The sequence below is a fragment of the Streptantibioticus parmotrematis genome, assembly GCF_019890615.1.
Lineage (GTDB): Bacteria > Actinomycetota > Actinomycetes > Streptomycetales > Streptomycetaceae > Streptantibioticus_D > Streptantibioticus_D parmotrematis.
On record NZ_JAINVZ010000015.1, the window covers coordinates 36061 to 48800 of the forward strand.

Sequence of the window (12740 nt, forward strand, 5' to 3'; positions counted from 1 at the left end):
GCAATATCCCCCCGATGGCCGCCCACACGGCCTTTCCCCATCCCGGGTGCCGGAGAACTTCCGCATCGCGCGCAACCGTCAGGCCCAGCGTCACCTGAACCACACCAGCGGGCCCACGCGATCCTCAGGATCGCCCCCATCAGGCGACCCTGCCGTTGCCGGTCGGTATCGGGGGCATGCGGAGGACGCGAGCGGCGCAGGCCAGGGACAGCACTTCAGTGCCTCCGGCCGCGCAAGGCCATGACGAGGAGCGCGGCCGACACGGCGGACGACCCCGCGGCCACCGCGCCCCAGGTGATCAGAGGATGCTGCGCGGCCCACAGTTGCGGAGCGCGGCCGTGTGCCTGCCTGTCGAAAGCCCCGTGCGCGCCGAAGTCATGACCATCGTCGCCGTCCAAGGGCGCCCACAGGTTGTCCGGCCGGTCCGCGGACACCTGCTGGCTCGTCTGCTGGGAGTCGTATCCGGTGCGACCCAGATACCGGTCAAGCAGAGAGGGCACCAGCCTGTTGGCAAGGACCGTCGCGACCGTGGAAGCGCCAACGTAATACTGCTTGCGCCGCGGGTGGTCAGCGGCGTACACGACCGCGCGCGCAGCGATCTCCGGTTGATAGATCGGCGGCACGGGCTGGGGATGCCTCGGGAGGCGTGAGAGAACCCAGGAGAACTGCGGGGTGTTGACCGCGGGCATCTGGACCGCGGTGATGTGAACGTTGCTGTTGTTGTGGAGCAGTTCGGTGCGGACGGAGGAGGTAAAGCCGTTGACCGCGTGCTTGGCCCCGCAGTACGCCGATTGCAACGGGATGGACCGCTCGCCGAGCGCGGAGCCGACCTGGACGATGGTGCCCGTCTTCCGGGGCAGCATCCGGGCCAGGGCCGCCTGGGTGCCGTGGACATAGCCGAGGTAGGTCACTTCCGTGACACGTTTGAACTCCTCCGCTCGGATATCGGTGAAGGGCGCGAACACCGAGGTGAACGCCACGTTGACCCACACATCGATGGGTCCGAACGCGTTCTCGACGGCGTCGGCTGCGGCTTCGACCTGCGCCGCGTCCGCGACATCGGTCGGCACGAGATACGCCCTGCCGCCCGCTTCCTCGACATCGCGGGCCGCCGCCTCCAGTCCGGCACGGCCTCGGGCGAGCAGGCCGACGTTCGCACCGCGCTGGGCGAACGCCCGAGCGACGGCTCGGCCGATGCCGCCACTGGCTCCCGTGACGACCACGGTCTGGCTCATGGACAACCCCTTCCTGTGGGTAGGGCACAACGTTCAAGCCGACGCCCATGGGCCGGCGAGGCGTGTCGCGCATTCGAGCATGAGGGCGTGGACGAAGGCCTGGGGGAGGTTGCCGCGCATCTGGCGCTGGGTGACGTCGTACTCCTCGGAGAACAGGCCCGGCGGTCCGCAGGCGGCGCGGTTGCGCTCGAACCAGCGGTACGCGGCGGCCTCGTGGCCTTGCTGATGTTCCGCCAAGGCGGTGATGAACCCGCACAGGAGGAAGGCTCCCTCCGCCGCGCCCAGGGCGCGGCCGTCATGGCGGAATCGGTAGGCGAAGTGATCATCAGTCAGTTGGTCGGTGTAGGCGCGCAGGGTGGCGATGGTCCGCGGGTCGTCAGCAGGCAGGGCTCCACGCAGCGGGGGCAGCAGGAGCGCCCCGTCAAGGCCGGGATCGTCCGGAGAGCGTTGCCAGCGGCCGGTGGGATGCAGGCTCGTGGCGGAGGCGTCGGCCACCAATCGGTCGGCCAGCGCGCTCCATTCGGCAGCCTGCCGCCCGCCGGGTCTGTCCGCGGCGGCCAGAGCGCGCAGCCCCGCGGCGCAGATGAGCTGACTGTGCGTCCATCGACGCGGTGACAGTTCCCACACGCCGGCATCGGGCTCGCTCCAACGTCGGGCGATCGCCTCGGCGCCGATCCGGGCGGCCCGCCGCCCGTCGGCGTCCAGCCGGTCGTGGCGTGCCGCGTCGGCGAACAGCAGCAGCGCCTCGCCGAACGCATCGAGCTGGAACTGCTGTGTGACGTGGTTCCCGACCAGATCGAAACCGCCCGGATAGCCGGGCAGGTCAAGGCGGTGCTGATCGGGGATGGGGCGGCCGTCGACCCGGTAGGCAGGTGCCATGGTGGGGCCGTCTTCGAGCAGCCGGGCCGTGGTGAAGCGCACCGCATCGTCCAGGAGGCCGTAGGCGCCCGCAGCGGCGACTGCGTGGCCCGCGTAGCACTGATCGCGGATCCACACATAGCGATAGTCGTAGTTGCGGCCTTCCTCGGCTCGCTCCGGCAAGCTCGTTGTGGTGGCGGCCACCATGCCTCCTGAGGACCCGGTCAGGCCCCGCAAGGCCGTGTAGGCGTGGCGCGCGTCTCTGGTGGCGATGGTGTGATCCAGTGCGGGGACCTGCCCGCGCCACGCTGCCAGTGTCGTCTCCCACATCTGACCGGGGTCGGGCGTGAGGCTGGGCAACGGCTTGTCGCTGACCTCCAGGACGAGATCGTGGTGCGCTCCGGGCTGCACAGTCAGATCCATCGCCAGCTGGTGTTCGCCTCCGGCGGCCGGACGGGCCTGCGAGCCACCCGACCAGCGGATCCGCAGATCGCCGCTGCGACCGCTCCACACCCCCGCGTCATCGCGGGTCAGGTCCTCGAAGGGATGTCGGTCGAAACCGGCACCCGGCTGCAGGACGACGGCCAACCGCGCAGGCGCATCATGGGCGATGACGCGCCTCAGGACGACCGCGCGGTGCGGGTCACCAGGAAACGCCAGCGCCTCACGGCATTCGACCAGGCCGTCCTGCGTCACCCAGCGGCTGCGCCAGATCAGTGAGCCTTCCTCGTAATAGCCACCCCACACGCATCGCCCCACCGGCGTGATCACATAACTACTGCCGCCGCCGATCAGCGAGGAGAAGACGGCGTCGGAATCCCAGCGCGGTACGCACATCCATGCGAAGTCGCCGCGTGGTCCGACCAGGATGCCCCGCTCGCCATCCGCAAGCAGCGCGTACTGCCGCAAGGGATGCGGTGGAAGCACACCGGACCCGAGCCTGTCCGATTTCTGCGCCATAGGCGCTCCTTTCACCTCGCCCCGAGGGCGGCCTGCTGCTCAGCCCTGACAGACCACCGCTGACGGCCCGCTCGCGCCGCCAGGCCCGGCATGGCACATGCCCCTCGTAGTGACACGGCGCCTAACCGGTAACCGTCGAAGGAAACTGAAACCTGCGCTTTCGGGATGTGCTTCTCTTGCTGGAACAGTTCCGCTGCGGGAACGCGAGCTCCTAGGTGAGGGTGTGCCACCAGCCTTACGAGGGAAACACGAGTGGTCTCAACAGACGAGTTCCGGCGCGCACCCAGCGGCGACGCTCCGTTGAGTAAGGTCAAGGGCTGTGGCAGATGAACACAACTTTCCCGAGATGCACAGCCCAGTCGTTGCCATGGCCATCACCTCGGCCAGCGGCCCTCACGTCGTGCTGACCCTGACGGGTGAATTGCACACAGGGCGGCTGCAGGAACTCGAGGAGCTGCTCGCCGACCCGCGGCTGCATGAAGCTCAAGAATGGGTCCTGGAAATGGCCAGCGTCAGGCGCCTTGACCTGGCATGTGCCTACGCACTGCTCCGCGCGGCCACCCGACGGCCGCAACTCGACGCTTTGACCTTCCGCGGCGCCACGCGCCCCGTGCAGCGGTCCCTCAGAGACGCTGGCCTCGGGGCAGTCGGAACCATCGAACCATGAGCGGCGACGCTCTCGGGCAGCAGTCCGCAAGGCCTGAGCCGGGAGCGCGCAAGGTAGTCGCCCTCCTCCTCGCACGGGCACGCGCGACCCGACCCGGGAGGCGTTCGTTGCCCTGGCTGCCGGAGCACCGCCTGGTCACCTTCGACGAAGGCGGCCGCGGGTGACGAGTCGGCTCTGCGCGGCTCCAGGCACTTCTTGCCGTCATGGACTCTGGCGCGACGTCGTCCTGGTCGAGCGCCGCAGCCTGACGGTGATTGCACCCGCGATGCGGCGTCACGCGTTCTCGGGAGGCCCCGGGTCGAGCGGTCGGCACAGTACCAGGCCCACCGGCCGCGCCGTCGCCTCGTCACTGGGCGGCTGCTGGTTGACCCGCCGCTGGGCTTTCGCGAGGTTCACGGCCATGCCGACAGGCGCGTACACAAAGCCGTTCGACTCCTCCACCACCGTGGTGCGTCCGGAAGGGCTGGCACCGGGGCCCAGGATTGGACGCACCGGGCGGCTTGCACGTCGATCTACGTGCACCCGCCGTCCCGGCACGCCAAGCTGTGGCGGGCCCATGCCGTGAGAGCCGGTGCGCGCCGGGCAGAGGTGACAATGAAGGTCCGTGGCACTCTGGGGTCCAGGAGGAGACATGTCCGCTGACGCTGACGACGGCGGTGAGACGGACGGTCGGATCGACCAGAAGCACGGCTTCGGGCGGCACGAGACACCCGAAGCGCGTGCCGACCGGCGATGGGCGGAAATGCTCCAGGAGGTGCGCGTCACCCAGACCGGCGCACAGATCCTCTTCGGTTTCCTGCTCAGCGTGGCCTTCACTCCGCGCTTCACCCAACTGGGCGGCTTCGACAAGGCGTTGTACGCCACCACCGTCTTGCTCGGTGCCCTGGCGACCGGCGCGCTCGTCGCACCAGTCTCCCTGCACCGGATGCTCGCCGGCCACCGGCGCAAGCCCGAACTGGTGACAATGACGGGACGACTGGTCGTCGTCGGCATGACGCTGCTCGCCGCCGCCGTCGTGTGCGCCGTCCTCCTCCTGCTGCGCGTTGCGCTGGGCGGCGGCTGGGCCTGGGGACTCGCGGCGGCGGTCCTGGCCTGGTTCGCCGTCTGCTGGCTGCTCCTGCCGACCGCCCTGCGGCACTACCTCGACCGTCCGGGAACCTAGTGCCGCTGTCCGTTCTCGCCTGATGTGGCGAGCACTCGGCCCGCTGGTCTGCGGCTCGCCAGGTCCGGCGTTCTCCTGGTTGCGCATCGTGTCCCAACCCTTCTGGCGAATCTGGGGCGTTCCGTTGTGGCGACCACTCATCGCCCTGGGGTTCGCCAGGTCGTCTGAGAACTCGCCACCGCGCTCGCCACACCTCGTGAGCGTTCGCCAGGTCGGCTGAGATCCGACACCAGCCCGGCCTGCCAGTGCCAGGCCGACCGAGGCCAGCGTCGAACGCAGACGCTCGCTCCACCGGCCGTATCTCCTGGTCAGCCCCGGCACCTGCTCGACGAACGTCCGCCGTCCGCACGAAGCGTTCGGGCAGAAGAACCGGCGAACGTGCAGGCAGACGACCACCCGCCGCCCCGCCGTGGGCACATCAGCCGGGAATTGCAGGTAGGAGCTGTGTACCCGGCTCGACCAGCTCCCGCAATCCGGACAAGCCGAGCCGGTCGTCCTCACGCGGGCCTCGATGCGTATCGCGTCGTTGTTCACGTCTACCGACAGCACCGCCACGTCTGCGATCGACGGGAACAACAGCTCCTCCAGCCGGAGCGTCGTCTCTTCCAGGGCGCCGAACTGTCGGCACGCCAAGATCGCCACTGATTATTTTCGGGCAACTTCCGGGCGGCCCATCTCGACGTCAGTGGTCACTCACCGTGTCGCTTCACGGAAGTTGAGCTAGGCAGTTTCGTTTGGATCAGTAGGTCGTTGGTCTGGTGTGTCGTTGACTGATGTGCAGTGGGCGCGGATTGAGCCCTTACTCCCGGACCGCACGCCGAGAGGCGGCGAGGCCGCTGGCGAGACCATCGTGAGGTGATCGACGCGATCGCCTTCAAGTTCCAGACTGGAACGCAGTGGGTTCACCTGCCGGAGAAGTACGGCAACTGGCGAGGGGTCTACAACCGGCTGCGGATGTGGGCTGTCGACGGCACGTGGAAGCGGGTCTTCACCGCCCTGGTGGCCCAGGCCGACGCGGACGAGGACCTCGACTGGGCCGTCTCGGTGGACTCTACGATCGTGCGGGCTCACCAGCACGCGGCCGGGGCCCGCAAAAAGGGGCCCCGGCCGGCGAGCCGGACGACCATGCCATCGGCCGGTCCCGCGGCGGACTGACCACGAAGATCCACCTCGCTGCCGATGCCCGTTGCCGGCCCCTCGCGTTCGTTCTCACCGCCGGACAAGCCGGTGATGCACCTGCCTTCACCGATGTCATGGCCCGCCTGCGTGTTCCCCGTCGGCGAGGACGACCACGCACCAGGCCGGATCTGGTCTTGGCCGACAAGGCGTACTCCTCCCGCGCCATCCGCGAGCACTTGCGCAAGCGCGGCATCCGGGCAGTGATCCCCATCCCCGCCGACCAACGCGCACACCGGCTACGTCGGGGCAGCCTCGGCGGCAGGCCACCAGCCTTCGACCGCGAGACCTACAAACAGCGCAACACCGTCGAACGGTGCATCAACCGCCTCAAGCAATGGCGAGGCATCGCCACCCGCTACTACAAGAACGCCACCACCTACCTGGCCGGACTCCACATCGCGGGCATCTTCCTCTGGTCCGCCCGATGATCCAAACGAAACTGCCTAGGGGCGTTCGTCCGGATCACTAGGCTGCTGAGCGACGCCTTATGGGTGTGCTTCGCGGGCTTCAGCGGGTTGCGTGTGCCGGCCTTCCCTCAGGCAGCGCCGTAGTTCTTCTCCGTACGGTACGACGACGGCGAGGGTGATGGCGGCCGCGATCCCGGCCAGGTAGCCGACGGGCAGCCGCTGGTGGCGGGCCACCAGCCGCCAGGCGTTCGGGTCGCCCTCCCCTCCACGCAGTAGAGACCGTACCTGCCGCGGGTGCAGGCACATCAACGCTGCCAGGCCCGCGAACGGCAGGGCTTCAAGGAAGCTGTGGATGTGCTGCTCAACGGGTGTGACCTCGCGCTCGCTGCGCACCGCGGTGCGCACGTCCCACAGTGCGGTGGCCTCGTGGGCCCCGGTCGCGCCGAGCATGACGGCCAGCAGCATCGGGTTGACCTCACACAGGAAGGCCAGCGTGATGGGCACCCCGACCTCGGTCATCATCAGCGCGTGGATGAGCGACTCGCGGGTGCCGGCGGTCTTCTCGATACGGGTGCGCCGGTGCATGACCCAGTCGGCAAGTCCGGGCGCGAACCAGGAGGGGAGCAAGCCGTACATCAGGTAGCGCAGCGTCGCGTCCTGGGCGTCGACCGCGGGGGATGCGGGCTGGATCACGGGTTTACGCAGCCAGCGGTTCAGCGACACGGGCGACTTCCGATCGGCCGGGGGCGGGCTGGACCGGCCGGTGGGCCGGTTCGCGCTGAGACGAGTGGTGGTACGGGGGGTGTGTGGCTCACGGGCCGGTCCTCCTGGCCTTCGGTGGTCAGCGGCCCAGGGCGTGGAGCAGTTCCTGCTTGCTCATGTGGGAGCGTCCCTCGATATTCTTCTTCTTCGCCTCCGCGTACAGCTGGTCCTTGGTGGGGCTCTGCGCGCCGCGGTGGGAGCGTTCGCCGCCACGCTGGGAGGCGGATTTCGGGTCCTTGGTCGAGGTGCGGCTGGCCGACTGCGACTCCCCGGAACGGGCCCGTTCCTTGTTGACCGTCCTCGATGCGATCTCCTTGGCGCGACGTTCAGAGGCTCCACGCTGCTGCGCGCTGTCCTTGACGTGCTCGTACTGTCGCTCCCGCTTGCGGCTGGCTCCTGCAGGCATGGTCCTCATCCCTTCATCTGATCCTCACGCTGCTCCTGCCCTCTTCAGCCTGCCTGACGCAAATGGACTCGGCGCCGTCGAGCAGGCCAACCGGGGGGGGCCGCCCGGGGGCCACGCGCGTCAGGCCGGTGGGCCGGCCGTCCGCAGCGGACGTGCCTCGCAGCTGAGCCCAGCTGGCGGCGTCCTGCTCGGCGCGGGCGACAAGCCGTTTGACGTGTCCGGTTCAGGCCCGGCACGTGGCCGTGCGTGCCGCTGGGCGAGAACCCCGAAGCCTTACATGTCCTTCGGGGTGGGCGAGCCGGTGCCAGTTGGCGCCTGGCGACCCGTCATGCGGGTTGCTGGTGTGCGGGCAAGGTGGAGAACAGCTCGGTGGCTACACGGATCAGTCGTCGTGGCTGGGGGCGCAAGCCGGTGATGATCACGGTGCGGCGGTGACGCTGGTCGTTCAGGAGGTGGAGTCCGGCCAGGTCCATGAACGGCACGTCGTGGAGGTCCCAGGTCACCACGGTCACCGTCGAGGGCAGGGCCGCTACGGCATGGAGCAGGCTGGGCAGCGCGTCGAAGTCGATGTCGCCGTGCGGGGCGATCGAGGCATTGACCCCGTCGATCGTCTTGGTGACGTCCATGCAGAACCCCTTTCCCCGGGGGCCCGGGCTCAAAAACTCGAGGTTTCGCAGCAGGGAGCATGAGACGGACAGCGCTGGGTTGCGCAAGCGGCGTACACCGCCCATGAGCGGGTCGGGCCCGCCCCACCCGGGACGGCAGCCAGCCGCGGGGCCCGGCTGCGGCCCCGGCGCAGGACAGCAGCGCGAGGCCCGAACCCGCCTACGCCTGGCTGTGCGGGCTCATCGGTTCCCTGCGAGCCGGCCCCTTCGGTCATGTGGACGCAAGAGCTGGGTAGACGCGAGATCGGAATGTGTCATTCCCCCAGGCCAGGAGATGCGCGATGGCATCACAGCTGCAGCAGGCCCGCGAGAGCACGACGAAGAACGAGACCAGCCGGTCGCGAGGGGCGCAGCGAAAGCCCGCGGGCGGGGTGGCGCAGGCGCGGGCCTGGTCGGCGGTGCTGTTTCGGCGGCTGGCGGTGCTGGAGGAGGGCACCAGCGAGTACCAGTCCGTGCGCAACGCCCTGGTCGAGGCCAATACGGGGCTGGTGGGGTTCGCTGTCAAGCGGTTCAGTGACCGGACCGAGCAGGTGGAGGACATCTACCAGGTCGGCGTGGTCGGCCTGATCAAAGCGGTCAACCGCTTCGACCCCGACTACGGGGTGGAATTCGTCAGCTTCGCCATGCCCACCATTGTCGGCGAGATCAAGCGCTTCTTCCGCGACACCAACTGGTCAGTGCGCGTACCACGGCGGCTGCAGGAACTACGCATTGACCTTGCCAGGGCCACCGACCAGCTGGCCGTGGAACTCGACCATGCCCCCACCACCGCCGAACTCGCCGGCCGCGCCGGCGTGCGCGAGGAAGAGGTACTGGAGAGCCAGATGGCCGCCAGCGCGTATTCCGCCTCCTCCCTCGATGCTCCCGTCTTCCACGACCAGCCCGACGACGATGGCACCGTCTGGGCAGAACGGGTCGGGGACACGGACCCGGCACTGGAGAGCGTCGAGAACCTCATCGCCCTCAAGCCGCTCATCGCCGCGCTCCCCCTGCGGGAGCGCACCATCTTGTCGATGCGCTTCAGCGACGACATGACCCAGTCCGCCATCGCCGCCCGGATCGGCATCTCCCAGATGCACGTCTCCCGCCTGCTCGCCCAGACCCTGGGCAAGCTGCGCGAACACCTCCTCGCACCCTCCTGACCACCCGTAACAGCCCCGCAGTGCCACCAGGACCGTGCTGCGTCCTCCCGGCACGCTGGCGACACCTCGACAACGGCGAAGGACGGGAAACCAGACCTAGAAGTCTCATGAAGATCTTGGGTTCTGGCCCTGCCGCGTGAGCGGCAGGGCCAGACTGTTTTGTTGTGGTGATGGGGGAATGGGCCGGGGAGACGGTCGGTCCGGATGTGTGGGAGACCTGTCGTGTCAGCGGTCACGTAATTCCCCATGATCTGCATGATCAGCGCCACGTAGTTCCCCACCCGCGTGGTCACGATTCCCCACCGGGGCGCCGACCACCGATGGTGCCGCCGACCATGCTCGGACTGGCGTGATGTTCCCTGTTTCGGGTGGTTTGATCACTGATCAGTCATTCCTTGCGAATCGACCGGGTTCCCCATGGGCATGCCGGTGCTCGGGTTGAGGGCCTGGGTCTTCCGGAGCCGTCGCGGTCCCTCGACCTGCGAGTCGAGACGGACGCACCGGATGGCAAGGAGAACGTTCACCGTGGTCGACATCATCGAGATCTACGTGCACTGGTACGCGGGCCGGTCCAAGAGCCAGGTGTCCACCTCGCTGGGGGGGACCGCAAGACGATCAGGAAGTATCTGGCGCCGGCGGAGAAGGCGGGGATCACCCCGGGCGGGCCGCCCATGACCGAGACGGACTGGGCCAAGCTGCTCAAGAGCTGGTTCCCGGAGCTCACGAGCCGGAAGCTGAACCAGGTCCGGTGGGACGAGATCGAGCCGCACCGCGACTACGTCAAGGAACTGCTGAAGACAACGACGGTCACCACGATCCATCAACGGCTCCGTGAAGAGGGCAAGTTGACGGTGTCGCTGACGACGTTCCGCCGCTGGGTGCGCGAGAACCTGCCCGACGAGGCGGCCCGCTCCAAGGTCACGGTGCTGCGGGGCGACGTCGAGCCGGGCTCGGAGGCCCAGATCGACTACGGCTTCCTGGGCCAGTGGATCAACCCCACCAGTGGGAAACGGCACCGGATCTGGGCTTTTGTGATGGTGTTGCCCGCCTCGCGGCACATGTTCGTCCGCCCGGTGACACACATGGACCAGCACGCCTGGACCCTCGCACACGCCGAAGCCTTCCGCTTCTTCGGCGGCGTCCCGCGCCGCCTGGTCCCGGACAACCTCAAGACCGGGGTCGACAAGCCGGACCTCTACGACCCGAAGATCAACCGGTCCTATGCCGAACTCGCCACCTACTACCAGACGTTGGTGGATCCGGCTCGCGCGGCGAAGCCGAAGGACAAGCCGCGGGTCGAGCGGCCCATGCCCTATGTCCGCGACTCGTTCTGGAGCGGGCGGACGTTCACCTCGCTGGAGCACATGCAGGCCGAGGCTCTGCTCTGGGCAACGAACGTCGCAGGTCAGCGGCAGTGCCGCCCCTTGGGCGGCGCGAAACCGCAGTCCGTCTTCGAGGCGGTGGAGGCCAAGGCCCTCCTCCCGCTGCCCGAGGAGCCGTTCGTGCTGGCCAGATGGTCACAGGCCACCGTCGGCCCGGACATCCACATCAAGGTCGGCCGCACCCTCTACTCGGTGCCCTGGAAACTGATCGGCCGCCGCGTCGATGTCCGCTCCACCGCGACCATGGTGCAGGTGTTCCACGAGGGCGAGCTGGTCAAGACCCACGCGGCCCTTGAGCAGGGCAAACGCACCGACAAGAACGATTACCCGCCGGAGAAGATCGCCTTCCAGATGCGCACGCCGATCTGGTGCCGCGGCCAAGCCTCGCAGGTCGGGGACGCCTGCCGTCAGGTGATCGACCAGCTGCTGGAGGTCAACGCCCTCTACCGGCCGCGGGCCGCCCAGGGAGTGCTCGGGCTGCGCAAGAAGTACGGCGACACCAGGCTGGAGGCCGCCTGCCGCAAGGCGGTCGTGGTCGGTGACCCGTCCTACCGGACCGTCAAGGGCATCCTGGTCGCCGGCACCGAGACCGACCCGGAACCCGAGACCGGCGACGCCGGGGCCGCGGCCTTCCTGCACGGCCCGAGGGCCTGTTCGCCGCCACCGTCCCCCTGCAGATCCCCGGCGACGTTCACGACGAGCAGGGTCACGCCGACGCCGACGCCGATGTCGATGCCGAGGAGGCCGGCCGGTGAGCGTGATGACCACCGCCCTGCGCGAGTCGCTGAAGACGCTGCGGCTGTCCGGCATGCTGGAAACCCTCGACGCCCGCCTCACCCAGGCCCAGAAGGGCGAACTCGGGCACCTCGACTTCCTCCAGGTCCTCTGCCAGGACGAGATCACCCGCCGCGAGTCCGTCGCCCTCGAACGGCGCCTGCGCAGAGCAAAGTTCGAGCAGCAGGCCACCCTGGAGGGCTTCGACTTCAACGCCTCCCCGAAGTTGCCCGCCGCCCAGATCCGCGACCTCGCCGCCCTGCGCTGGCTCCACTCCGGCGAGTCCGTCATTTTGTTCGGACCCGTCGGCGTCGGGAAGACACACGTCGCCCAGGCCCTCGGTCACCAGGCCGTCCGCCAGGGCGCCAACGTCCGCTTCGCCAAGACCAGCCGCATCCTGGCCGAGCTCGCCGGCGGCCACGCGGACCGCACCTGGGACAAGCGGATGCGCGAACTCGTCCGCCCCGACGTGCTCATCCTCGACGACTTCGCCATGCGCCAGATGAACGCGGCCCAGGCCGACGACCTCTACGAACTCGTCTCCGAGCGGCAAGGCCGGTCTCTGATCATCACCAGCAACAGGGCGCCCAGCGACTGGTATCCCCTCTTCCCCAACCCGGTCGTCGCCGAGTCACTGCTGGACCGGCTGATCAACGCCAGCCATCAGGTGATCATGAACGGCCCCAGCTACCGGCCCAACAAGCGGCCGAAGGGACCCACCGGCCCCAAGGAACCCCCGGTCAAGTAACCGCCCCTCGCCCCAGGGGTGGGGAATTACGTGACCACACCCCTGGGGAATTGCGCCGTCGTCCACACGTAGAGTCCACCGAGACGGCCCAGTCGAGGTCCTCGTCCGCGTCGGCCTGGGCCACCAGGGCGGTGAAGACCCGCTTCCACGTGCCGTCGACAGCCCACATCCGCAGCCGGTTGTAGACCCCTCGCCAGTTGCCGTACTTCTCCGGCAGGTGAACCCACTGCGTTCCAGTCTGGAACTTGAAGGCGATCGCGTCGATCACCTCACGATGGTCTCGCCAGCGGCCTCCCCGCCTCGGCGTGCGGTCCGGGAGTAAGGGCTCAATCCGCGCCCACTGCACATCAGTCAACGACACACCAGACCAACGACCTACTGATCCAAACGAAA

11 protein-coding genes and 3 pseudogenes are annotated in these 12740 nt (G+C 68.5%); 6 read left to right on the top strand and 8 right to left on the bottom strand.

The features are described 5' to 3' along the window. Positions 1–215: 215 nt before the first annotated feature. A complete protein-coding gene (locus K7472_RS20695; RefSeq protein WP_222979999.1) occupies positions 216–1235 on the bottom strand; it encodes an SDR family oxidoreductase in 1020 nt (339 codons plus the stop codon). A 33-nt stretch (positions 1236–1268) separates the two neighbouring features. Then, on the bottom strand, positions 1269–3053 hold the full coding sequence (locus K7472_RS20700) for a glycoside hydrolase family 15 protein (protein ID WP_222980000.1): 1785 nt from the start codon (positions 3051–3053) through the stop codon (positions 1269–1271). Positions 3054–3372: 319 nt separating this feature from the next. Between K7472_RS20700 and K7472_RS20705 the strand changes: the two genes are divergently transcribed. Next, positions 3373–3720, top strand: a complete 348-nt coding sequence (locus tag K7472_RS20705; RefSeq protein ID WP_308014003.1) for an STAS domain-containing protein — start codon at positions 3373–3375, stop codon at positions 3718–3720. A 273-nt stretch (positions 3721–3993) separates the two neighbouring features. On the opposite strand, the gene K7472_RS20710 is transcribed toward K7472_RS20705, so the two are convergent. Continuing rightward, positions 3994–4140, bottom strand: coding sequence for a hypothetical protein (locus K7472_RS20710; RefSeq protein WP_222980001.1), 147 nt, complete (start codon positions 4138–4140; stop codon positions 3994–3996). 211 nt (positions 4141–4351) lie between these two features. Between K7472_RS20710 and K7472_RS20715 the strand changes: the two genes are divergently transcribed. Continuing rightward, positions 4352–4882: a DUF6328 family protein gene (locus tag K7472_RS20715; RefSeq protein WP_222980002.1), complete on the top strand. Its 531-nt coding sequence runs from the start codon at positions 4352–4354 to the stop codon at positions 4880–4882. A 366-nt stretch (positions 4883–5248) separates the two neighbouring features. Here the strand turns inward: K7472_RS20715 and K7472_RS32835 are convergent. After that, a pseudogene (locus tag K7472_RS32835) lies at positions 5249–5524 on the bottom strand (transposase family protein); the annotation flags it as partial. A 118-nt stretch (positions 5525–5642) separates the two neighbouring features. Here K7472_RS32835 and K7472_RS20725 point away from each other — a divergent pair. Beyond that, a pseudogene (locus K7472_RS20725) lies at positions 5643–6489 on the top strand (IS5 family transposase). Between the two features lie 57 nt (positions 6490–6546). Here K7472_RS20725 and K7472_RS20730 read toward each other — a convergent pair. From K7472_RS20730 to K7472_RS20740, 3 genes are all read right to left on the bottom strand, one after another. Next, positions 6547–7104, bottom strand: a complete 558-nt coding sequence (locus tag K7472_RS20730; protein WP_252395980.1) for a diguanylate cyclase — start codon at positions 7102–7104, stop codon at positions 6547–6549. 205 nt (positions 7105–7309) lie between these two features. After that, on the bottom strand, positions 7310–7636 hold the full coding sequence (locus K7472_RS20735; RefSeq protein WP_222980003.1) for a plasmid stabilization protein: 327 nt from the start codon (positions 7634–7636) through the stop codon (positions 7310–7312). A gap of 326 nt (positions 7637–7962) precedes the next feature. Next, complete coding sequence (locus tag K7472_RS20740) at positions 7963–8262, bottom strand: STAS domain-containing protein (RefSeq protein WP_222980004.1); 300 nt, start codon at positions 8260–8262, stop codon at positions 7963–7965. A gap of 320 nt (positions 8263–8582) precedes the next feature. Between K7472_RS20740 and K7472_RS20745 the strand changes: the two genes are divergently transcribed. The 3 genes and pseudogenes from K7472_RS20745 (at position 8583) to istB (ending at position 12347) form a co-directional block, all read left to right on the top strand. Further along, positions 8583–9443, top strand: coding sequence for a SigB/SigF/SigG family RNA polymerase sigma factor (locus tag K7472_RS20745; RefSeq protein ID WP_222980005.1), 861 nt, complete (start codon positions 8583–8585; stop codon positions 9441–9443). 525 nt (positions 9444–9968) lie between these two features. Beyond that, positions 9969–11470 (top strand): annotated as a pseudogene (gene istA, locus K7472_RS33755) (IS21 family transposase); the annotation flags it as partial. Between the two features lie 106 nt (positions 11471–11576). After that, positions 11577–12347, top strand: coding sequence for an IS21-like element helper ATPase IstB (gene istB, locus K7472_RS20755; protein ID WP_222980006.1), 771 nt, complete (start codon positions 11577–11579; stop codon positions 12345–12347). Here istB and K7472_RS20760 read toward each other — a convergent pair. Next, positions 12340–12708, bottom strand: a complete 369-nt coding sequence (locus tag K7472_RS20760; RefSeq protein WP_308014004.1) for a transposase — start codon at positions 12706–12708, stop codon at positions 12340–12342. The two genes, istB and K7472_RS20760, sit on opposite strands and share 8 nt — an antisense overlap. Between the last annotated feature and the right edge of the window lie 32 nt (positions 12709–12740).